24 protein-coding genes and 1 pseudogene are annotated in these 23,210 nt (G+C 34.7%); 22 read left to right on the top strand and 3 right to left on the bottom strand.

From position 1 onward, the window contains the following. Positions 1 to 37: 37 nt before the first annotated feature. Positions 38 to 694, top strand: coding sequence for a hypothetical protein (locus J655_RS14310; protein ID WP_032052549.1), 657 nt, complete (start codon positions 38 to 40; stop codon positions 692 to 694). 37 nt (positions 695 to 731) lie between these two features. Continuing rightward, a complete protein-coding gene (locus J655_RS14315; RefSeq protein WP_032052550.1) occupies positions 732 to 947 on the top strand; it encodes a hypothetical protein in 216 nt (71 codons plus the stop codon). A gap of 113 nt (positions 948 to 1,060) precedes the next feature. On the opposite strand, the gene J655_RS14320 is transcribed toward J655_RS14315, so the two are convergent. Next, complete coding sequence (locus J655_RS14320; protein WP_031980718.1) at positions 1,061 to 2,551, bottom strand: toll/interleukin-1 receptor domain-containing protein; 1,491 nt, start codon at positions 2,549 to 2,551, stop codon at positions 1,061 to 1,063. 189 nt (positions 2,552 to 2,740) lie between these two features. On the opposite strand from J655_RS14320, the gene J655_RS14325 reads away from it, so the two are divergent. From J655_RS14325 to J655_RS14350, 6 genes are all read left to right on the top strand, one after another. After that, positions 2,741 to 3,430, top strand: a complete 690-nt coding sequence (locus tag J655_RS14325; protein WP_031980719.1) for a RusA family crossover junction endodeoxyribonuclease — start codon at positions 2,741 to 2,743, stop codon at positions 3,428 to 3,430. Next, positions 3,431 to 4,117, top strand: a complete 687-nt coding sequence (locus tag J655_RS14330; protein WP_031980720.1) for a helix-turn-helix domain-containing protein — start codon at positions 3,431 to 3,433, stop codon at positions 4,115 to 4,117. It abuts the gene before it with no gap. A 13-nt stretch (positions 4,118 to 4,130) separates the two neighbouring features. Continuing rightward, positions 4,131 to 4,958, top strand: a complete 828-nt coding sequence (locus tag J655_RS14335) for a hypothetical protein (protein WP_031980721.1) — start codon at positions 4,131 to 4,133, stop codon at positions 4,956 to 4,958. Positions 4,959 to 5,047: 89 nt separating this feature from the next. Next, positions 5,048 to 5,311: a hypothetical protein gene (locus tag J655_RS14340; RefSeq protein ID WP_032052551.1), complete on the top strand. Its 264-nt coding sequence runs from the start codon at positions 5,048 to 5,050 to the stop codon at positions 5,309 to 5,311. A 76-nt stretch (positions 5,312 to 5,387) separates the two neighbouring features. Next, a complete protein-coding gene (locus J655_RS14345) occupies positions 5,388 to 7,676 on the top strand; it encodes a phage tail tip lysozyme (RefSeq protein ID WP_032052552.1) in 2,289 nt (762 codons plus the stop codon). A gap of 2 nt (positions 7,677 to 7,678) precedes the next feature. Continuing rightward, positions 7,679 to 8,203, top strand: a complete 525-nt coding sequence (locus J655_RS14350; RefSeq protein ID WP_031980724.1) for a hypothetical protein — start codon at positions 7,679 to 7,681, stop codon at positions 8,201 to 8,203. Between the two features lie 49 nt (positions 8,204 to 8,252). On the opposite strand, the gene J655_RS14355 is transcribed toward J655_RS14350, so the two are convergent. Further along, positions 8,253 to 9,107 carry an Arc family DNA-binding protein gene (locus tag J655_RS14355; protein ID WP_031980725.1) on the bottom strand — a complete coding sequence of 285 codons (855 nt, stop codon included), beginning with the start codon at positions 9,105 to 9,107 and terminating at the stop codon, positions 8,253 to 8,255. 172 nt (positions 9,108 to 9,279) lie between these two features. On the opposite strand from J655_RS14355, the gene J655_RS14360 reads away from it, so the two are divergent. Together J655_RS14360 and J655_RS14365 are read left to right on the top strand one after the other, a co-directional pair. Beyond that, positions 9,280 to 10,188 carry a phage antirepressor N-terminal domain-containing protein gene (locus J655_RS14360; RefSeq protein WP_031980727.1) on the top strand — a complete coding sequence of 303 codons (909 nt, stop codon included), beginning with the start codon at positions 9,280 to 9,282 and terminating at the stop codon, positions 10,186 to 10,188. A gap of 193 nt (positions 10,189 to 10,381) precedes the next feature. Next, positions 10,382 to 12,667: a DUF2971 domain-containing protein gene (locus J655_RS14365; RefSeq protein ID WP_031980728.1), complete on the top strand. Its 2,286-nt coding sequence runs from the start codon at positions 10,382 to 10,384 to the stop codon at positions 12,665 to 12,667. A 125-nt stretch (positions 12,668 to 12,792) separates the two neighbouring features. Here the strand turns inward: J655_RS14365 and J655_RS14370 are convergent, their stop codons facing one another. Further along, positions 12,793 to 13,209 carry a hypothetical protein gene (locus tag J655_RS14370; RefSeq protein WP_031980729.1) on the bottom strand — a complete coding sequence of 139 codons (417 nt, stop codon included), beginning with the start codon at positions 13,207 to 13,209 and terminating at the stop codon, positions 12,793 to 12,795. Positions 13,210 to 13,405: 196 nt separating this feature from the next. Here J655_RS14370 and J655_RS25705 point away from each other — a divergent pair. The 12 genes and pseudogenes from J655_RS25705 to J655_RS14420 all read left to right on the top strand — a co-directional run. Then, positions 13,406 to 13,961: pseudogene (locus J655_RS25705) on the top strand (hypothetical protein); the annotation flags it as partial. 753 nt (positions 13,962 to 14,714) lie between these two features. Then, complete coding sequence (locus tag J655_RS14375; RefSeq protein ID WP_032052555.1) at positions 14,715 to 14,933, top strand: hypothetical protein; 219 nt, start codon at positions 14,715 to 14,717, stop codon at positions 14,931 to 14,933. Between the two features lie 216 nt (positions 14,934 to 15,149). After that, entirely contained in the window at positions 15,150 to 15,506 is a 357-nt protein-coding gene (locus J655_RS0104515; protein WP_032052556.1) for a hypothetical protein, read from the top strand. Next, the gene (locus J655_RS14380; RefSeq protein ID WP_032052557.1) at positions 15,506 to 15,844 is read left to right on the top strand and encodes a hypothetical protein; all 339 of its coding nucleotides are present in this window, start codon (positions 15,506 to 15,508) and stop codon (positions 15,842 to 15,844) included. Before J655_RS0104515 ends, J655_RS14380 begins: the two co-directional genes overlap by 1 nt. Further along, on the top strand, positions 15,825 to 17,270 hold the full coding sequence (locus J655_RS14385) for a hypothetical protein (protein WP_032052558.1): 1,446 nt from the start codon (positions 15,825 to 15,827) through the stop codon (positions 17,268 to 17,270). The genes J655_RS14380 and J655_RS14385 overlap by 20 nt, the downstream gene beginning before the upstream one ends. Continuing rightward, positions 17,258 to 17,872 carry a hypothetical protein gene (locus tag J655_RS14390; protein ID WP_032052559.1) on the top strand — a complete coding sequence of 205 codons (615 nt, stop codon included), beginning with the start codon at positions 17,258 to 17,260 and terminating at the stop codon, positions 17,870 to 17,872. The genes J655_RS14385 and J655_RS14390 overlap by 13 nt, the downstream gene beginning before the upstream one ends. A gap of 78 nt (positions 17,873 to 17,950) precedes the next feature. Then, positions 17,951 to 18,409: a hypothetical protein gene (locus tag J655_RS14395; RefSeq protein WP_032052560.1), complete on the top strand. Its 459-nt coding sequence runs from the start codon at positions 17,951 to 17,953 to the stop codon at positions 18,407 to 18,409. Positions 18,410 to 18,720: 311 nt separating this feature from the next. Then, the gene (locus J655_RS14400; protein WP_032052563.1) at positions 18,721 to 19,626 is read left to right on the top strand and encodes a hypothetical protein; all 906 of its coding nucleotides are present in this window, start codon (positions 18,721 to 18,723) and stop codon (positions 19,624 to 19,626) included. A 2-nt stretch (positions 19,627 to 19,628) separates the two neighbouring features. Continuing rightward, on the top strand, positions 19,629 to 20,432 hold the full coding sequence (locus J655_RS14405) for a hypothetical protein (RefSeq protein ID WP_032052564.1): 804 nt from the start codon (positions 19,629 to 19,631) through the stop codon (positions 20,430 to 20,432). Next, the gene (locus tag J655_RS14410) at positions 20,425 to 20,625 is read left to right on the top strand and encodes a TraR/DksA C4-type zinc finger protein (RefSeq protein WP_016145592.1); all 201 of its coding nucleotides are present in this window, start codon (positions 20,425 to 20,427) and stop codon (positions 20,623 to 20,625) included. The genes J655_RS14405 and J655_RS14410 overlap by 8 nt, the downstream gene beginning before the upstream one ends. Before the next feature lie 11 nt (positions 20,626 to 20,636). After that, positions 20,637 to 21,149: a hypothetical protein gene (locus J655_RS14415; RefSeq protein ID WP_032052566.1), complete on the top strand. Its 513-nt coding sequence runs from the start codon at positions 20,637 to 20,639 to the stop codon at positions 21,147 to 21,149. Positions 21,150 to 21,168: 19 nt separating this feature from the next. Beyond that, positions 21,169 to 23,181, top strand: a complete 2,013-nt coding sequence (locus J655_RS14420; protein ID WP_032052567.1) for a Hint domain-containing protein — start codon at positions 21,169 to 21,171, stop codon at positions 23,179 to 23,181. The last annotated feature ends 29 nt before the right edge of the window (positions 23,182 to 23,210 follow it).

Below are 23,210 nucleotides of genomic sequence, written 5' to 3' on the forward strand. Positions count from 1 at the left end.
GTATACTGCACAAGATAATTTAAATTGGTTTACATATATGTTAATTCTTGAACAATTTAAGCAAGCAGATCTTTCTGAAAAAATTGCTGCATTCACGAGTACAGTTATTTTGATTGGTATTTCTTATAAATTAGGATACTACTTTACTAAATCATTAGATAGTTTATGGATAATTCAGTTTTTTAATATTTTTGATTTGGCATACGCTTCATTAAGACTGCTAATTTTATATTTTTTAATTCTTGTATTACATGACAAAGTTTTTGTAAAAGGTAGTGGAGAAAGAAATATTATTAAATTTGGAATTGGACTAATGATAATATGTCTTTACTATATATACGAAATAATAACTGAAAAAGTTGCTTTTGGTTTTTTCTTTTCAGTATCTCTTTTTTTTGGAATTTTTTTTGCATTTTCAATGTACAATACTAGAGATTTTGTGAAATATATAAGTATAACGTTCTTGATTGTAGTCATTCCTTTTCTACAGGGTATTTCGGATATCCAAAAAAATATACATCGTGCCGATTTACCAAAAGTTTTAATTAAGGAAAGCAAGCCAAATGAGGATTGGAGATTTTTGGATAAGGCAAATGATAAATTAATACTACTTAACCAGAACAACCCAAAAGAAATTAAAATTGTTGGAATGGATGAAGCCAAAAAATTCACAAATAGTAGAAATATAAAATGAGTGTTAAGATCATATATTAATAAAACTGAGCAAATAAATGAAAATATGTATTGGCGGTGATCTCGACGGACAGGTTGTTGAGAAAGATGTTTATTCATTTAAAGCTGCTGAAATTGATCCAGAGAAAAAGTCAGAGTATTTCATTCAAAGTTATATTCTTGGAGATAAGCGATTAAGGTTTTGGATTTGTTTTGATATAGATTTTCATGAAACCTCACAAATCGTTGAAAAAATGATGAGAACAAAACATTAAAAAATATATTGATTAGATACGATTTATATTTTATATTATGTGAACTAGTTATCGCTTTAGTTTTTGTAAGTTTATAGTCCGCAACTTCCCCAAGGTGCGGACTTTTTTTAATATTAAATTATAGTTAATCTAGCTAAATTATATTTTTTTAATACCTCATAGTTAGTTAATTCTTTTAATTGCAAAAATCCAGCCCCATTTCTCCATTGGGGAAGATATACCTCTCCCCAACCACCAGCATCTTTACTTTCATAGATAGTTTCAATAAAGCTTAAATCTTCAAATTTAAATAATTTAACAAGCTCATCATATTTAGATTTTTTTTCAGCCTTAGAAAAAATTGTTAATGGGCGGGGTCTCCAACCTTTATTAAGTGCTAAATGAGGCCACCACATTATATGTGTTTTACTTTCTATAATTGTTATTGCAGCTGATTTAAGATAAAGAATTATATCTATATCAACTAAATCATCAAAAGTCACAATTTCGTTATCAATATTTAATTTTAGAAATTCACTAATAGGTTCAATTTTATCTGGGTAAATTCTTTTAAGATAATTAAGACATTCTGAAGGTGCGAAAATCTCAAAACTTGTAGAACGTTCCCTAGAGTGAACTTTTAAATGCTTTGGAGAGTAGATATAAATTTCTTCAAGTAAATCTTCTATAGCTGAAAGTTCATCATTTTTTAGATAGACTGCTAATGTGGAAGTAAATATTTGATAAATAATTGATTCAAAAAGTGAAATATTTGCTATGGAGTATGATTCATTAGGTTCAACTTCTAAAAACTTTAAAGATAATTCTAGAAATTTTTTAAAATGTTTAAAATGTTTTTGATCAGGGGCGTGGATACATAAAGAATTTAACAGGTGTTTATATTCTCTTATATGTGGTTGAACTAAATTAAAGTTTTTTAGAAGTGCTTTTGAAGCAAGTTCTTCATCATTTTCAGTAATAATTAATTTATCTAACTCACTTAGAAACTTATAAAGATAAGTATTGATTAAACCGCTAATATTCGATTTGCCTTTTTCGATTGCATCTAAAGCAAAACGGTATTCAGTATTAGTTCGTAAGGAAGTATCATTGGCATCTTCAGTTATGTAACTAGGTCTTTGACCTGATCTCTTTGGACGCTCATATTCAAATCTTCCATATATCCAACGGACAAGTTGTTCAAATTGATTTGGAAAGTTATCTGAGTCAGATAGGTCTAAATATATTCTACTTGAGTAAAATACAGGTGGTTTTGCCCCAGGTTCAGCGATAACTGCAACAATATCTTTAGTTTCTTTTCTAGAGTAAAGTTCTTGAGATAGAATTGTTGATTCTGTTCCAACACCACCTGATCGATTATTTGCTCTTTCTGTATACTTTTGATCAATAACCATAATAATTTTAGTAATACTTGGATCTAAAACCATGCCCTCCATGAACGCTATTGAATCTTGTCCAGGTCTTAAATCCCATTTATCAAAAATTACATGTATATCTGCATCGTGAAGAGAATGAGCTAATTCATCTACCCATTTTTCATGCTCTGGTGTGGTCCAGCTATATGAAATAAATACTTTTGGTTTTTGATCATGTATTTCAGTCATTTTAAGTTATCTTGAAAATTAGAAGTTGTGATTAATTGTGAATAATTCACTATAAAAGAAAATAAAATTTAATCAATTTATATATAACAACTAAATTTAAAATTCATTTTTATGATTGGAACTGTATCGAACGGCACAATAACATTTAATAAATAATCATTTAGATAAAATTTAAATGAGTTTTTCCGAATGTCATCACGTTCAAAACGCCGTCAGTGGAGTGAATTTTTCTCTAATAATAAAAGACAGGAACTCTTTAAGGATTTCAGTGTTTCAACAGGTAATAACAAAGTTAAAAAGCAAAAAACTAGCTCATCTAAACATGTGCTTTTCCCGTGCCATGTTGAAAAAGAAAATGACGGTGAAAATAGTATATATAGGGGAACCACAGGCGGTGTTATCATTTCTGGTAAGCAATACATCACAATCAAATTGCCTTATGGATTAAGCGCTAACGAGATTTGGCGGGCTACAATTGATCAGAATGGAAAGCAAAGAAATAGTCTTTCATTAGGTGCTAAAAAGTATAAAGACAAGGTTCAAAAACAATATGGACCTATGTTTAGAGCACTTAAGTTAAAAGCTATCGATCAACTTTGTGAAATACGGTTAATTGTTCAACCACCACTTAAAACTCGTTCTTACAGTGCTAAGACATATCCACGATTTGATATTGATAACTATCCCAAACTTATTATTGATAGTGTCAAAGGTGATGGCTTGTTATTCAAAGACGACAATATTTTCATAAGTGAACAAATTAAGCTGGCAGAACCATGTGAAGACGGTTGTGTCTGGCTTTCTTGTGTTTTTACAGATGAAACTGATTGGTTATCTAAAACTGTAGATTTTGATTGGTTAGCTGGGAGAAGCATTTAAATGGCGAAAAAGAGCGATTTGCAACGTCGAGTACTTATCGGTAGAAAACTTGCAATGGCGCGTGACATGGCTCAATTACGTCAAGAAGACGTAGCATTAGAAATATTCGGAACACCTCATAAGAATCGAATGAGTGAAATCGAAAATGGTAAGTTAATGCCAGATGCAGAATTATTATCTGTGCTATGCCAAAAATATGGTGTGTCTTCTGATTGGGTACTTGGATTTACTGTTGAGCCAGAGCTAGATAAAACTGCTTCTGTAGCAGGTATTTTGTTTAATAGTCTTGGCGATATGATGAGTGAATATACTCAAGCCATGGCTTTTCAATTAAGCATGGCCGCTGCACAGCACATAACGTCATTTCCAAAAGCTTTAACAGTACAGTTACTAACTGCTTCAAAAGAGCTTATTCAGGCTTGTTTATCTCAAGACCAATCTATTCAAGACAGAGTATTACCTGAATTACAAGCTTTAATGCTTATTGTTCGTGAATGTGAACAAAATAGAGCTAAACAGATCCGTAACCTAGAAATGGCTATTGATGATGTTTTCCAGCGTGACGAAAACGATTTAAAGGAAAAGGCATTGATTGACCTTATTCAAAATAAAAAGCGTTTTAGTAAGGCTTCTTTACAGCAACAAGCTATAGCGGAAGTAAAACAAATAGGTCTATTTACAGAGTAATGGATAGACACAAATGGCACGCAAGATTGAATATTCGGAAGAAATTTGGAACCGACTAAAAGAAGTCTATGAATCTTCACCTAAGATTACATGGCAAGGTTTAGTTGATCATGTTGGTGAAGAGCTCGGTTGTGAGATGCCTTCACCATCAGTAGTACGCCGTAAAGCACTTGCTGAAAAATGGAAAAAGAAAGCTAAATCTCTAGTCAAAAAGACTGCCCGAGAACTCAATAAAGAGATTAAAAAATTGACCAATAAAAACAATGGTCAAGATGAGTCACAAGATTCTGAAAATAAAGAAAAAAGTAATAGTCAAAATTCAGTCAAAAAAACGTCAAATATTGCTGAATTTAATAGTCAAAACTCAAAAAATAACAGTCAAAGCAACGGCGGTAGTTCTTCGGTCAATGAGAACTATTTAAAGTCCGCATTAGTTGTGAAAAATAACCGTATAAGAGCTCACAAATTAGGTGAGTTAATTACCGATACAATCGACAGTGTTATTCATATTAGAGATGAAGTACTTAATCTGAATAATCCAACTGAAGATGAATTGGCGCTGGTAAAGTTTAAAATGGGCTTGATTATTCAAGTGGTTGATTTGAACGTTAAACAAAGTATCAGCATTTCTAACATTGCTCGAACTGAGGCAATGTTCTGGGGATTAGATGTAGATGATCTTAAAGATCAGTCAGAAGTTCAAGCACGGCGTAGTTCTGTTATTTCGGGTGCTGAAGAAAGAATGGCAATCGCAAAAGCAAATATGAAAAAGAACAAAGAAGAAGCGTTTATGCGTAAACTCGCCCTCATAGAAGCTGGTGAAATTGAACCAGAAGATTAATAAATTAAAAAATATTAGTTTTTTTTCAGAGTTAATATCAGGTGCTTACTATAATGTAGAAAACACTAAAACTTAAGGAGATGTTCAATATGTCATCTAGCATTACAGCAGCTGATGCGGCAAAAATCGCGGGTTCAAAAGTATTATCAGTCGAAGCTATTATTGATCAGATGAATGATCAAATTATTAAGGATACTCTAGTTGGTAATAGACTTAGTAGTTTAACTTATCAAAAGGTAACAGCTGATATCACTAAGTTAGAAGAAGTCAGAATTTTATTTGAAAAATTAGGATATCAGGTAAAAATTATTACAGATAGTCCAATTGTAAATACCATTCAAGTTCAATTCTAAACCTTAGGAACTTGCTTACGCTTTAAAATTTAAAAATTGCCAAAATGCCCTATATCAGTATAGGGCATTTTTTGTTATGACAGATTCAAATCACAATAATCCAGTTTTATCTTATGATGAGCTTGGCTTTATCATTGGTATGAAACGAGTTGAAAAAAAAGTAAGTACGATTGATTCAAATATTGAAAAGATTATCGAAATTCTTACTCAAAGCTTTGAAGAGCAAAAAGCACAGTTTGCTAAGCCTCAGCCTAAACTGACTGAATTTCAAAAAATGCTTAATGCTGTCAATAATAGACCAGTATTAGACTTCGAAGATTTATTAAAAGAAAAAGCAAATCCAATCACACAGCCTTTTGTTGTAGCCGACAAGTTTGTGAAAGACTTTGCTGATGAATTAGAGCAATCAGTTAGTGACCTTAATTCAGCAAATAAAGAACGAATCAACCAGCCAAAGGTACAAAAGCCAGCTATAGAAATTAATAGTCATGAAGATTTGGGTAAGATCGTAAGTTCATCAACACCAGAACGTGATGAGAAAGGGCGTTTTGTTTCTAATCAAGAAGATGTTAAAAACCAATCCGCTATTAGCAAAGTTGCACAAACTATTACCACGGCGGTAAAAGGTGTAATGCCGAACTCACCACAAGGTGTTGATCCTACAGTTGATGCAATAAATGAAGTTAGTCACTTACTTTCACCTGTACGCCGTGCTGCTGGTTTAGCGATGCGACCATTAACAGGTTTTATGCGTAGTAGAAAACGGAATGAACCTTTACCGCGAGAACAAGAAAATCATAACCGCAAACAAATAAAACTATTGCAGCGTATAGCTGATAATTTAGCGTCTAAAGGCGGTTTGCTTGGCTCTATAGGGAAATTACTTACTACAGCCCTATCAGCAGGCAGTGGGCTGTTAGGCGGTGCCTTAGGTAAAGGAAAGAAAGGTGTAGGGAAATTAGGAAAGGGCTTGGGTAAACTTCTCAAGTTTGGCCGTGGTCTACCCGTAATTGGTGCACTTGCTGCTGGTGCATCATTGTTAGATTGGAATGAACAAAGTACACAAGAAAAGGGCGGTACAGTTGGTAGTCTTGCTGGTGGGGTGATCGGCGGTACGGTAGGATCCATATTTGGTCCAGCTGGTACCTTGATTGGTGGTATGGCTGGATCTTGGATAGGTAACCAGCTTGGTACAGCAGTTGCGCCGTATTTTAAAGAGTGGACAGATTCATTAATAGCTGCAGATGTACCAGGTATTATTAATACTGCTTGGAAAGGATTTGTAAGTTATGCATCTAATGCTTTTGATCAGGCGAAAGGCACTGCTTCAAAAGTTGTAGATGGCGTTAAAGATACTGCTGGTGATACCTTAGATTTCATTAAAGATAAATTTAACAGATTTAATCCCTTTCATGACGGCGTTCCAACATGGGGAATCGGTCAAGGCGTTTATAAGCCGGGCTTTGGTGCAAATAAAAATGTACCTGCTTATGGATCAACTATTTCTCCAATTGGTGAAAAAACTAAGGAAAAGCAACTTGCAGTTTACAATGCTATGAAGAAAGCTGGTTTTAATGATAATTGGGCTGCTGGTTTAACTGCTTCCGTTGGTCGAGAAAATGATTATCGAGATGAATATTTGTTTGGTAAACATCAAGATAAAGCTGGTGGAATAAATATGGGAATGATTTCTTGGCAAGGAGCCCGTAAAGACCGGCTTACGGCATATATGAAGGAAAGGGGATTACTTGATGCAAACGGTAATATGGTACGGAGCCAAGCAGCTTTAGATGCACAAGGTGCATTTATGAAGCATGAAATCGAAACGAATCCAGAATATGCTTCAGTTAAAGCTTATATGCAAAAAAAACCAAATGCATCAAAAGAAGATATTGCCCGAGTTCTCGGCACAAAATATGTAAGATGGGCGTATGGGCAAACAAAGCTTCGCAATGGGAAGTCATTTGATTATAGACCGCATTTAGAAAAGGAATATAAATACAGAGCTAACATTGATAAAACTGTTCAGGAACAGAAAACAAATCTACCTAGAGAAAATACCCCAGCTGTATCAGGATTGAAATCAAGTCATATTGTGGCCAATACAAAAGCTAAAGTTGCTAGTGTTTTAAGCACCCAAAAAGCTATCGTTCCCCAAGCTACTACAAAAGCAAAACCTTCATTAAATAATCAAAGTAAATTATTAACTAATGTCACGCCGTTTAAGCAACCTTTAAATACTCCTAACCCACAGGAAGTTGTTGTTGTAAATCAGAATAATGGTAACATCGGGCAGAATGTTAATGACCGTTTCCTTGCTCATGCACTTACTGGTGGCATTGGAATGTATAAGAATGAGGCTTAATCATGAAAAGACTTTTAACTATAATTGCTACTAGTTTGATGGTAACTGCAGTAAATGCTAACCCTTTAACAGAGTTTCCAAAAAATGCACAAAATGCTCAGTATCTTGCATCATGCTCAGCATATATAAATCAGTTTTTAATTATTGATCGGAAATTAGGTACAGGTGTGGTGAGTCCAAAAACTACAAATACAGCACTTACTAAAGTATTTGCATTTGGATATGCCTCAATTGCTTTATCAAATGAGCAAGAATATTCAAGGAATTACACTAAAGCTTTATTGGATATGAAAAGCACAGAAGATAAGTATTTAAATGCTGGGGCTTCTAAAATTAAAGAATATACAGATTATTTGTCAAAGCATGTAAATGAATGTGTTCCTAAATCTACTAAAACAGTTGAAACTTTGCAGGTAGAACTTACCTCTTTTATGCAAGCTATGAAACAACCTGAACATCAACCTTTGATGAAAGGAATTCAAGCAACTTTATCTATGACGAATCAAAATCACATTAATGCAAATTAATAATCCCCTATAAGTAAAAGGGATTGAGTCAATCAATCCCTTTTTTTAATTAAGAACGGTACATATCTAAGTATTTTTCTTCTGAAATATTACATAATAACTTAAAGAAGTTCTTTCTTGAGTCTGGAGTAAGCTCTTGACGAGGCAAAGGTAGAAGTTGATCTACTGCACCTACTGGCCCCCAAGTTGAAGTAAAAGGAACAGGAATATTGATAAAATATGCTTTATCAGAAATAACAGCAGCGTCTAAAACCTCTTTTACTTCTTTATATCTAGGATACCTTTGAGCGGTCAAAAATAATCCGTCAAAAATCACATACGCATTAAAATCTTCTAACTCAACTAATAATATTGCACCCATAAGAGGAAGGTTAGTTTCAGGACCATCTTCGCGGCTAAAACCAGGTGTAGGTTTGTTATGGGTAGCAAAAAGAAGTACCTGAATACACTCAGGCATTTTTATATATTCTATAAGATTTATGCAGTTTTCTGTCGTATTGCCATGACTACCCCTTACTGCAAGATATTTGTCTTGTTCATGAAAAGCAGCATTTTGAAGATTAGCGTGCGGCAGATACTCATTTAAAGATTTATTAATATCTTTAGTTTTTTTAATGATACTTCTTAAATTATCAAAGCCACTTTGATCTATATCTGATTTCTTTAACTCTTTGTTAATCCGAGGTAAGCGTATTGGAGTTGCAAGAATCAAATCATTTGAATAGTAGTAATCATTCAACTGTTTTTCAATCTCATCTAAATCTATCGGAGCAAAGCTTTTTTCCAGTCGAGCTACAATGTCCTGATTCATGGACCGGTTTAATTCTTTAGCTGAGTCGGCAATCTTATCTTTCAATTCTTGCGGCATTCGAACTTTGTATTCGACACCTAGATGTTTACTCATAAGAAATTCTAAAGCAGTGAAAAGTTAAATAAATAATAATGAACCCCAGTGGGGTTGACAAGAGGGGGAGAGAATAATAAATTTAAACCACCCCCAGTGGGGGTGACCCCGAGTAATCTTGCCGGATCGAACTCGGGGTCTATCAAAAATCACATGAAAAAAGGATATTGATATGACTAATTTATCATACATACCACAAGTTGTGTCATTTCATGGCACTGAACTCTTCATTGTTGAACATGAAGGGCAACCCTATGTTCCAATGCGTTCAGTTGTTCAAGGAATGGGGCTTGATTGGGCGGCACAATTTACCAAGTTAAAACAAAGGTTTGCAACCTGTGTTGTGGAAATAACAATGCAGATATTGGGAGATGATCAGTGCCGTGCTCATACATGTTTATTGCTTAGGAAATTACCTGCATGGCTCTATTCAATAATGCCAGGTAAAGTTAAACCTGAGATTCGTGACACAGTAATCATGTATCAGCAAGAATGCGATGACGTATTGTGGAACTACTGGACAAAAGGACAGGCACTCAACAAGCGCTTTACTATTTCTCCAGAACAACAAAATGCATTACACGAGATAGTTGATCGCCGTGCAGGAAAAGATCGAAGTCTAAGAGTTTCGATGTGGATACGTCATAATAGGCACTTTAATATTTCAAAATATAGTCAATTACTCTCAATTCATTTTAATGATGCGAAGCAGTACCTTGAAACGATGCCACTTCAAAATTTTGCTCCCACTGAAACAGATACGTTACAACGGTTAGAGAAGTTTGTAGATAATCTTGCAGCACGTTATCCCGCATTAGAAACTCCCCTTGCTTATGACATTGCACATCAATTAGGTGAGAAGCTAAAGTATCAATCTCCAAAAGGTCCGAAAAACTTTTGGATATCGATTCAAGAAAACGGCGTTATTTCTGTTCATCAATATTCACTTCATTACACACCCATTAATGTTGTGCAATTGAGTGAAAAGTTTAATGGCTTATGGGAGTTTTTACATAAAGATGAGGTGCTTGAGCTTGGTAAAGTATTAAAACGCTTTCCTTATGAACCTGTGAGAGCATAAGGGCTTATAAATATTTTAAGATGTTCTTTAATAGAACTCCCCGCTAAAAAGAAAGCTAGTATGAAAAATCTAGCTTTCTATGCTAAATCTTAATTCTGCAAATGTGTTTATTTTTTAATTAGATTATATGAAAATAAGAAAAAAAGGTATAAAATTCAGGCTATTAATCATGCTTATTAATTAATGGATATTTATGAATACTAATGATCAAAAGAAAATAATCAATTGGATTAAGAATGAAAAGTTCTCACATCTAAATTTTTTAGAAGAAGAATGGAATACTTCGGATAATGATTACTATCCTGGATATTATTACTTTATACTTGATATGAAAAATGATAATAATGACTTTGTTTTTGATGAAATAGTTAAAAGAAAAGGATCGGAGGCAGAAGCCTATTTTTATCTTGGTTATGTCGCAGGAAAAATATTTGATTATAATAAATCAAGACATACCGAATTAGGATTTTATCGAAAGGCTTTATTGATAGATAGCAATCATGCAGATGCAAATTGGAGTGTATTTTATTATACAAATAAAATTGATCATTTGCTAAAGTGCTTAAACTATTTTTATAAGAATGATGAAATCCAAAAAATTAAAAATGTATTAAATAATATATATGATCTAGATGGTTTAGAAGAACTGAGTAGAGAGGAATTGTTATTTTTAAAAAAAATATTAAATCATAATGAACTTAGAGGTAATCGAAATATTGATAGGATACTAATTGATTTATGTTTTTGCTTGGGTGATTTAGAAGAAGGATTGGAAATTATTAATAATGTAGATAAGGTAAATTATAGAATTATTAAAAAGTATATTGATGAAAATTTAATTACTTTGGAAGACTCTCTTTTAAAAATAAATAGTTTTGAGTTAGGAAAAATAAGAAATTGTGACAAAAAGAAAATCTATGAAGTTTTTTTAAATGAAGCGAAAGCTGGAGGGCCTAACCCTACCATTGATGTGTTGATCCAAAAAGCATATGAGGCAAGAAATTTTAATGATGTTATTTCACACTTTGAAAAAGCTAACAAAGAAGATAAATTAATAGCAATAATAGATTCACATTTATATTATCTATTAGCTCAAATAGAGTTGGATAGAGATTCTAATAAGCAAATATATGAATATGTAATTAATAAGTTTAATGATTTAAATTTTCTAAAAAATGATAAAAATTCTTACTTTCTATTTTTAATATTGAAATTTAAATTAATATGTAAGGATCTTGAAAAAAAAGTGAAAGAAAATTATTTTTCGAATTTTTCAATTGAAAATTATTCAATTTTTAAAGAAGCAGAAGAAATATTAAAAAAAGATGAAGTTGTAAATAATATAATTTACACTAAATTAAAAGGAATGTTAAATGGTATTAAAGATAAATACCATAAAGAGAAATTAGAAGAGAAATTAAAAGAATATGGTGACAGTTTATCCTTAGAGGAATTTGAACTATCTGAATTTAATGAATATTGCTACGTAAGTATTTCATGTGAAAATTATGAAAATACAATTGAGAATATTAATAAATTTCATAAATTCAATAGGCCTACAATGAGCACTTTAAACTCTTTATCAATTTGTTATATGCATATTAATGATTATAAAAATGCTTTTAAATATTCTAAAGAAGCCTTGGAGTGTATGAGATCTTCGAAAGAATATGATTATATCGTCATTAATAATTATCTGGATTTATATAAGAAGGCTAATTGTGAGGATGTTTCAAAAGAAGAATATAATAAACTTGTAGATGAATTTAATCTGGGCTTGGTGAAGAGTTTTAGGTGGAATAATTTTCTTTCTACTAGATTTAATGTCCTATATAAATATTCTCCATTTAATGTTAATACAATCGATGCTTTAACAAATCAGTATTTCTTCTTACCTAGTAAAAGATTGTTAAATGATCCTATTGAATTACCGGAACTAAGTAAAATTCGACCAGATACACATATACTTGAAAATTATAATATATGTTCATTTTCTAATAACGAGAATTCGATGTTAATGTGGTCACATTATGCTCAGCAACATCAAGGGATTATGGTTGAGTACTTCTTTGGAGGGGAGTTACCTTTTGGGTATGGAATTAGTAAGGTTGACTATGCTGATGATAAAAAAAGATATAAAGATAAAGATGAGTATATATTCAATCAGTTTCTTTTAACTAAAAATAAAGATTGGTCTTATGAAAATGAAGTCCGTCTTTTTACCTTTTTGAATAATAAAGTTGAATTTGAAACTTATAAATATCCTAATCCGGACAGGACAAAGATTAATGCATCTATTAAAAGTATTACATTAGGCTTAAATTTCCCTGAGGATAAAAAGAAATTAATTGGAATAATTGTGAACACTTTAAATGCTAAAAAGTTACCACATGAATCTAAGATTTCAGTTAAACAAGCTTTTTTGTGTGAAGATAATAGCTATGCTTTAGAGTATAGAGAACTATTACTAGATTATTAGGTATTATGATCTTGTTGCTATGATATTATTTTACCTATAAATCCATAGTCATACATTTTCTTATTTACAGTTTTTTATTTGGAATTAACCTGAAATTAAAGCCAGCTAAGAAAGCTGGCTTTTTTTTACTTAACAAAAACTTGTATAGCCTTTGATAGATTCTTAATAATTATTTCTCTTTCATAGCGAGAATCAAAAGTTTTAGGATTTTTTACATTGAGAACTTTCTGCTGAGCTAGTGTCAATGGAATCTTATCGTTTTTGTTATTAACTAGGGAATTATCGATATCGATTAAAGTGTTTAAATCAGCAGTCTTTTGAATATTCAGCCACTGGATTTGAACATTCATTTGAGGAAAAGTTGCATTGAAAAAGGGAGTAAATTTTTTAGTAGAAATTGATATTTCTTGGCCCTTGTATTTACGAACAATTAATTCATTTGTATTGCAGAGCAAGATATCCGCATAAACCAAGTCATTGCCAAATTGTTGAATCTTATTTGGTTCAAGGTGAATCTCTTGACCCTCATAAACAAAATACATTTAAAACTTCCATATAAATAAATTAGTGATGTTTCAGCCATTCTTTGTGGCCTATTATTCAGTTGTATCATTTAATTAGATGATATGTGTAGTTTATTTTTTAATAAGTGCAACGCTTTGAAACTTGGATGGAACCTTTCTCATTTTGTTAGGTTAGGGAATATCAAAATAGCCTCATTGATAAGAGGTTATTTTCATGGGCAGTCTTAATCTTGCAGCTGTAACAGCTACCACTCCATATATTAAAAAAATCCAATCTGCATTAGCAAAAGCAACAGGCCAAACTATCGTTACACCAGAGTTTCGAAAAATTAAACGCGTTGCTGGTGTCAGTGTTTTACCAGTTACTTTTTTCTTTTCTGGTGGTGCAACACTTACGCTTTATGTTCGTGCTTTAGCAGATGTGGTCAAGGCAGAACTTAATGAAAAAGTGATTGTGCTATCAGGTGATTTTAGTGATGACTATAAGCCAACTTTTGATAATGCTGTTAATGGTGTAGCAAAGCTAATTCGTGAAGCACAATCACAGATTCAAGCTCAAAACAAACGTGAAAAAGTGCGTCTTCCTCCACGCCGTACTTCAGTAGATCAAAAGGCTGTAGAGGTTGAAGAACAAGAACAAAAGCTTGATGAAGAATTAGTAAAACAAACGGCGCAACGGGATCAACTTTTGGAAAAAATTGAACTAGCCAAACAGCAGCTTGGTAACAGTTCTATGACGGAGGCTGGTCAATCCGAATTGGGAAAGTCGATTAGTGAAATCGTATCAATTTCCACTGATTCCAGCGCAAATATTTTCAAAGAAAATAAATTATCAAACCTTTCTGATACTGTAGAATTGACTATAGATAAGTCTATGAAGTGGAAGGACATAGTGTCGAAATATTTGGGAAGTGATCATCCACTTTCAATTGAAGAACAGGAAGAAATTGTTAAAGAATGGGTAAGTCAAAATGAATTAAGAATTCTAAAAAATGATCTTTTAAACTCAGATGAGATTGTTAAAAAGTCAAAAGAATATGGTCTAACTTTACCAGAACAAATTGCAATTCGTTATTGGTCTGGAACAGGTTGTGGGGGAATTAATGGTGTTTTACATCGAACAATTCCTTATTCAAAAGAACAAGTTTTAATTGAGTTAAAAGGCATTTCTCTATTGCGACAAGCATTAGATAAATTGCCAAATTACAATGAGGAGGTCGTTTATTCGCGACAAGAATTACCTCAAAATTTACTTGAATCGATGCTGAATTATGAGACTTATATTACTGAAGGTTTTTTAGCAGCTAATAGACAATTTGACCTATTTTCTCAACGTAAAATTAGACTTATCATTCAATCCAAAACTGGAAAACACATTGAATGGATCAGTGAGAATTCCGATACAGAAGATGAAGTCTTGTTTAAAAATTCCACTTCGTTTAAAGTATTAAACATAGCAGATTCAACGACAGATGAATCTATTGAAATTGGTCATATTTGGTTCTACTTAGAGGAGGATGATAATGAATAAAGTAATGTTAAATATGCCTCTTGAATTACAGATGAAACGAGCTAAAGAAGCTGGTTTAACATTGCAAGAATGGCAAAAGGCAATGGAAATTAAATTAGCGAAAATGCGCCGTAGTGCTGTTCAATCAATGAGACCTACAGGTAAATTTGTTTCAGTTTCTCGTGCTGATGCTGAACGTTTCCAACGAAAAATGGATTCAGCAATTGCATAGATTGCTTCAAGAATTTTTTAAAAAAAGGCTGCTTAATTGCAGTCTTTTTTATTGGAAGTTGAATTAGTTTGTTCGAATAAATTAGGGAAAAATAAGTTAGAGATTTTTTAAAATTAATAGACTGCTAGATTGCGGTCTTTTTTGTTTTGGAACCTTATAAATATCGAGAAGGTTCAAACAACTACTCTTATAAAAATCCAAATTAAGGGTAGTACCATGCAAATTCAAATCGGTATAGATATTGTCTTAATTCTTGCATTTTCTGCGTATCTTTATTTCATAACGGGGTGGAATGGCAAAAATAAAGCGGCATCAATAAAACAATTTCGCCAAATTCCAATTAACCTTTTATTTAAAGAAATAAGATGGATGTACTTCGCTTGCATGGCATGCGTAATGATCACAATTATTTTAGTTGATTGGCGAATCTATTACGTTGCTTGCTACTTTGATGCATTAAGCGTTTCGCTTTGGATCTTTCTAATCTATTTTTCTATTTTTTCTACTTATCAAATTGGCACTGCAATTTTACTAAAGCTTTTGACTATTTTTAGCAATAGAGCAACTTCCTAATGATCACAGCTAAGTCAATTTTAGACATGGTTGATTATTGGCTTAATCATCCTGTCAATGGGAAGTATGGGTCTGATTTTGGTGCACCTCTTTACGATTTGCTTATGGCTCCACTCGATGCAAGGGTTGCAGATAGCTTTCTAATTAAGATGAAAAAGGATCTGCCTTTATTATCTGAGCTTAATTCTGATCAATTAGCGCTTTACACAGAAACAGAAGGCTTTGAGACTGTCCATATTTATCTAAACATCATGAATGTGCCTATTGATCTTAACCAAGTAGCAGAACGACTAAGTAAACCAGTAACAGGTGAGACATATGACATTAACGCAAGCTAATTTTGAAGCTCAGCTACAAGCAGCGATAGATGATTATGAGATTCAGGAACGTTACAAAGCTCAAGATCCATTAGTCGTTCACCAGCTGCGTTCTATGGCTAGTTTTTTGACTGCATTTGGTCCAGAAATCGATATTGCTTCAATTGAACCCTTCACAAAAACTCGGGACCGCTCAATTATTGCGGATGCTACTAATAAAGGCATCTTGCCAATCGGAACGCCGTGCCAACACTTAGTAGAAATCATAAATCGGTCAACAAATGCTGTTAGCTTAAGCCAAGGGCGAATGATTGAAGACCACAGCGGCGGTAGAGTATGGCGGTTACTTCAATCAATTACAGTTAAAGCTGGTGAAACGGCGGAAGTAATTGCAGAACAAAGTGAATATCGTGAAATAAAGTATGTGGTACCAGTAACTGAAGGGTTTCATAAATATCGAATAGATCTTTTAGAGGATCTTTCACTTGCAAATATATCCATTAAGCAGGGCAATAATAACTATGTAATTAAGCCACGCTGGATGAATGTTGAACCTGGTGAATATGCTGTAACAGTCACTACTGATAACCTTAGAAGACTGTTTATTGAATTTGGTGATTCTGAAAGAGCAGGTCGTACTCTAAAAGCCAATGATACGGTCACAATTGGTGTCCTTGAGACTTACGGTGAGGTTGATGCAAATCGTTTAAAGGATGCTGCTTTACTTGATGTACTTACTAATGATGAACAGCGGGTATCAGTGCGTTTTAAAGCTGGTGGATTGATTAGAGAGGGGGTAGATCCGTTAGCTGTATCGGAATTGCGTTTATTATCAAGCTATCCATCACTTTACGATGAAGATGCGGTATTTCTCGGTAACTTTGACTATGTGGTTCGTAAAAAGTTCATGAAGCGGGCTCAATTTATTTCTGTTTGGAATGAAACGCTTCAAGAGCAACACTTTGCAATCACATACCGTGACATTAATCATTTAAATCTTGTGGTGGTTGCGAAGAATCCAGCAGAACAAGCTATCTTAGAACAAGATATCTGTCGATATATAGGTTTTTGCGATAACTTGTATGAAGGTAAGGTTAATGTACATGAAGTAGTTGAAAAGCCATTACCAATAGTAATCACTGGCACATTAGCCTCAGTACATAATACCGATATGGTCAAAACCCAGATTATTGAATTACTAGTTGAGCGCTATGGCCGTGAAGCACTTAGCTCAAGCCGTTGGTTAGTGAATGGTTTTAATAGTCAAGAAATGTCAAAGCTGATTAATGACAATATCGTAGCTTTCCAAGACCGGATGAGCGATTTCTCCATTAAACTTTCAAATGAGATTAATAAGCCTAATGAATGGGTTTACATCACTAAGGACAGTATTGTAGTAAATATGGAGCGTACAGCTGATATTTCGGGGGCAACATGGACCCTATAAACTTTACACGTCCTATTGATGAACACTATGTTAATGCTGGCTTACAAACGGCGCTTTCCAAGGCTTTTAAGCAAGTATTTGCCCAGAACTTTGAGCAGTCTATACAAGACCTACTAGATTACGGCTGTCCGCATATCGGTAGTAAAACAGTTATAGAACGGTTCTCTAAACAAAATGGACTCGTGGTTTTAAGGCGTAATAACACCTCTGATACGTTAATGCGAATTATCTATGCTAATTGGAGCAGCATGGGTAATAAAAGGGGATTAGCGTTTTTAGAGTTCGTTTTGCGTATGCTTTGGGGAAAAGATCATTATCAGATTGTTCGGCTTTGGCATAGCTTGGAAAAGCTAACAGATTATCCAGCTTATTTATCTGATATTGAGAAGCCAAATTATTTCTTAACTAGTCGGATTAGAATTGTTTTAGATAAAACAGTTGATGCAAATGAAGTGGTAGAGCTGTCACCTATATTACGGCGTTTAGTACCAGCCAATATTGTTGTTAAAGTTCACTCAATGGCATTTGATAGAGATTTAGGCGCGACAAGCTTTGCGGCGGCAATAGCAGCTAAGCCATATGCAGTTTATAACTTCCTTTAATTGGATTGGAACTGTTTAGTTCGAGCTCAAAGACAAAATGATTTCATAGTCCTGTTCATTAGTTCAGGACTTTTTTATATGCAACAAGCTCAAGAAAATGTTTTAGTAGGAATCGCAGAACCTATCAATGGTCAAGGAGAAAACTTATTAATTGATCATTTCTTAGGATATGCAAACCAAAAATTAGAACCACAAGAAATTGATAAAGTTGTAAATGGGGAAGCGGTAGAGGGCATTACAGCTTATGCTCAAGGCCATTACTATAAGATTTCAGCAAATCCTGAAACTCAAAATGCAAAAGATTTTGAAATCAGTCTTCATTTTCAGGATGGCCCAATTCCAGAACATGGTGTGAATGGGGTGACCAGTGAAGCATTGTTAAAAGTACTTATTCACCGTACTAAAACCTTGGATGAAAAGTTCCCAAGTGAGTTCAACAAACAAGCAATCATTTATATGGAAAGTGCGTTAGAAGAGTTCAATAAGCGTACAGCTGAGCGCCGTGCTCGTGGTGTCGAAGGCACTCTTCTTAAGTAATTGGGTGAAGTATGCGATTAAAAATCTTTTGTCGAAAGCGTGGTTGTTCCCAATTAATTGACTTATCTCAAATGGATTGTTTGCAAGTCTCCCAAAGTGATCATAGAGGCGGTATGGTTAGTGAGAGCTTTTATGATGTTTTTATCTCTCTAAAAAGTGGATACATCTTTGATGCAACTATTGAAGATAAACAACATGACAAACTATTGGAATTGATTGAGTGTGATCAAAAGATTTGATCTGGAACTGATTAAATTTCGACTATAGAACAATTGAAACAATAGCCTCAATCACAGCATTGGGGCTTTTTTATGGCTAGCAAAAATAGAAAGACTAAAGTTCTCTCTTACAATCTACACGATCGGTGCCGTAAATATACTGGTGTTGATCGAAGTAATGTCGATGTTGATGTAATGATCAACTTGATTAACAGTAATCATGTACAAGAAATGGTTGCAACTAACTCTTTACAAGGGTTTTACGGTCATCAAATTCGACAACGTTACGGTATGGTACCGCCTGAAACTGTTCCTATTAAAGGTAAATTGGTATATCTAGCCCCAGCGCTTAAAACAATTCAATTACGTGCTTCACAAGATGGGACTGTAGAGCATCAAGAAGAATTTTTTGACAATGAACCAGGTGAACTTGCATTAAGACAATATGCCGCACAAGCAGGTGGGTTCAGCACAGCAGTTAACTATAAGAGATTAGGTGGTCGTCTTATTCCTACTGGCTTTTTTGGTTTTGACTATGTGTCACAACCTAACTATGCAAGTAATGTAGGTGACGGTCAGTTATTTGATGGTTTATTTGTTCCTGAAGAACCAGAGGGTGTAATTTCTTGCTTTGATAGTGCAACAGATTTTTCTCAGTTATCACAACCCGAAATTATCATTGCTCAATTACTTGAAGATCAAATCTTACAGACATACGACAATATCAATAGCCAGCTTCATCTTTTAAACGAGTTAGGAAATGCTCAAGGGTTAGTAGGTGAACTATCTGAAGTAGTTGATAAGCAAAAACGAATACAACAACTTAGAGAAGAACGCAAAAAAGAACTCTATACGGGTATGGTAAATCCTGTGATGAGCTTTGATTCAGTTCAACAACAAGCTGAACAAATATTGCAATCCATGGATCAGCCAACCCTAAAAGAGAAATCTAAAAAACCAAAAAAATCTTTTGGCAATATTTTTAGCGTATGGGGGTAATAATGAAGTACCCCAACGATTCGCTTAAATGCATCCAAAACGCTTGGTATAAGCAGCTTGTGAATTTTCGTGCTTCCTATATGCCAGAGACACAATTAACGGCTGACTGGAAATTGAGAGCTATTGGCGATGCTATAAAAGCATGTCCGTCACGGATGATGGACGATTCAGAAGCAATGCTATCTGAATACAGAAAAAGCCAAAAGCATGATGAAGTGTCGAAAGTACTTTTACCCGTAATGCTCACTGCAACAGCGCTAACGGATCAACCCCCTGATGTTAATCAATTACTTCCAGTACCAGATTTTGTTGAAACGGTAATTGATGAGAAGCGGGTAAAAGTACGTCTGGTGCCAACAACTGTACGTGCTCAAATCGCATTCTTTGCCACCAATCCCAACGATCTACGTTCAGTCATTGGGCAATTTTGCGCGTACATGTCTAGCAATGATAACCGTCGTTTTAATGTGCCATTTCAGCAATGGAATGATCATGTAGTTAATTCAACATTCACTGTTTTTGAAAATGAACTTTTTCCATCACCAGTCCCAAGCGAAGCAATCAATCTTTCTATCTCAACTGTAGATATTCAGCTCGTGGGTTATACACCTAACGTCATCGGTTTCGGTGGTCCATTCGACCAAAACACAGGTAATGGTTATGAACCTGACGGCTCAGCAACGGAACAGCCCGCAATCAACGACAAAGTTGTAGTGCAAGCTGATCAGTACACATCACTCGATCACCAGCGTGTGAAGGGTGATAGAGAAACAGGTGAAATTACAGTTGAGCGTATAGATGACTGACTTAATCGATAAGGCACAAGAAAGTGCTGATTATTTATTGCAGCAAGAAATTGCAAATCGATGCCGTTTTGACGGCGAATCTGAAAAAGAATGTGTTGAATGTGGTGAAGAAATACCAGAGCGCCGCCGTGCTTTAGGTGGCGTGAAATTCTGCATTGAATGCCAAACCAAGTTAGAACGCAAACGGCGCTAAGGATACTAGTAATGTCTGGAATTATTCGTATAGACAGCCGTGTTGCTGGGTTTTCAGATCAACCAATTCGTCTCATTGGAGCCGCATTTGCAGATACTGGTGAGCTTGTTATTCAAAAAACAGTCGTTTATTCAAATTTACCTGTACCAAGTGATTTAAGAGATCAAACGGTTGTTGTTACTGACTCACCTGAACAAGTACAGAATTGGCAATTAAGTTTCAATGCTAAAGAGCATTTAGAAGAAGTGATTTCAATTTACCAAGCTCGTTACAGAGCAAAGTTAATTGAAATTGAGCCGAAGCTAAACCAGTACAACCCTAAGAACGTACTTGAAATCCGTAAGGTCGATAAAAACGGCCTTCAGCAGGAATTTGATAGCAGTAGCTTAAACAACGGCCACATTGCAATCCTGTTAGCAGTTTGGGCTAGTACAAAAATTGCTAAAGGCTTTTCGATTACTGAAGGGAATCAGTTTGAAGAAGATGCTGTAGATCCAACAATGCTTCCTTTTTCAATCTTTTAGTTAATGGTGTTTTTACGGTATGGCTTTGGCACCATTAAAAGAAATTCCCGAATGGTGGGAACTTTGTGAGCGTTATCGATACGACATCTATGCTTTCGCCGTAGAAGCATTAGGTGTCGAACCCACATGGCAACAAGAATTACTTTTTGAATCTATTGCATTTGATGGTAGTCGTACATCCGTAGCTTCAGGTCACGGTTGTTTTGGTAAAGGGACATTAATCAAATTATCCAATGGGGACTTTATCCCAGTTGAGCGGATTAATTTAAATCACAAGATCCTTGCTGCTGATGGTAAAACAGAACTAGAGGTAATTAAAACAGTAACCGGTTATCAAGAAATGTACCGGTTTGAATATGAGAATGGTAAAGCTCATACCTTCAATAAATCCCACATACTTTGCTTAATTTCTTTATACGATGGTAACGGCTGGTCGAAGGGCGACAAGATTGAATTACTTGTTTCTCAATACCTGAACTTAAAGCCAGAAAATAGAGAACAGTTTGCATCTTATAGGCTTATAGATGGTGAACATAAGCCTTTAAAAATCACATCTGTTGCCGAGCTTGGTGAAGGCAAATATTACGGTTTTGTACTCGATCCAGATCCATTTTTCTTAGGTGAAGATGACTTAGTACTACATAACACTGGTAAAACGGCCAGTGCCGGTATTGTTGCCTTATGGCATCTCTTGTTTTTTGATGAATCAATCATGATGTTTACTGCTCCGCAGATTGGGCAGTTAAAGAAACAAGTCTGGAAAGAAATCAGTATCAATCTAGCACGATTGAAGCAAGGCCCTTTGGCTTGGCTTGCTGATTATGTTGGGTACCAGTCTGAACTCGTTTACATCAAAGGCTACAAAGAAAAATGGTATGTCTTTGCTAAGACAGCACCAAAACATCAACCCACGAACTTAGCTGGTAACCACGGCGACAACTATATGGTCTGGGTCGATGAGGCCAGCGGTGTAGATGATGCTGTACTTGATGTAGCGTTTGGTGCATTAACTCACGAAGACAACCGTGCTGTAATGACGTCGCAACCTACCCGTAATGCGGGTATGTTCTATGAGACTCATCACAAGTTAAGTCATCGAGCTGGGGGTGTTTGGATTGCACTCACATTTAACGGGGAAGAGTCACCACTTGTTAGTAAGCAATCTTTAGAAGAACAACGGCAAAAGTATGGAAGCCGAGAAGATGCTCAGTATAAGATCCGTGTTCTAGGTGAATTCCCAGACTTATCTGATGAGTTCTTAATTACTAAACGTCAAACAGAAGAAATGTATGTTGGCGCGAGTATTTTTGAGGATCATCAATTTGGTTATGTCATTACGGTAGACGTTGGTGGTGGTGTTGGCCGAGACGATTCTGTAATTGTTGTTTCTAAAGTTTGGGGTGAATCCCAATGGGGAGAACGTGCACGCCGTGTAGAGGTTGTAGATATACCTTTGTGCAAAAACAGAGATGATATCTTAGAACTATTCGCAAAGATTAATGAGCTACTTTTACAGTATCCAAATGCTAACTTGGTAGTAGATGACAACGGGGCAGGTAAAGGTTTAGGTCAGTATCTTAAAAAGCAAGGTATTTTCTACGTTCCTGTTTATTGGGGCTCACAATGTTTTAGTAATGACAATAGAAAAGAGTTTACGAATAAACGGTCGTTAGCTTATGTGGGCTTAGCACGAGCAATCGCTAGTGGTCGTTTTAAAATGAAAACGAAGAAACACAACGTGAAAATTAAAGACCAATTAATTCACGTTCCATACCGTTTTGATGACTTTGCACGTTACAAAATCTTGAGTAAAGATGAAATGAAACGAATGGGAATTAAGTCGCCAGACTTGGGTGATGCTTTTGCCTTCTTATTCCTTGAGAACGTTCATTACACAGAAGCTTATGAAACAGTCAATGTTACAGATGATACCCCTGAAGGCCGAGAACAGGCAGAACGTAAGTCAAGATTCAGTGCTTTAAGAGATGCAGCTGAAAAAGATAATGATCAATCTAGTGGAACTGACCAGTAATACTGCATGAAGCCATAACTACTATAGAT

The organism is Acinetobacter sp. 1294243 (assembly GCF_000588015.1).
GTDB classification, from domain to species: domain Bacteria; phylum Pseudomonadota; class Gammaproteobacteria; order Pseudomonadales; family Moraxellaceae; genus Acinetobacter; species Acinetobacter pittii.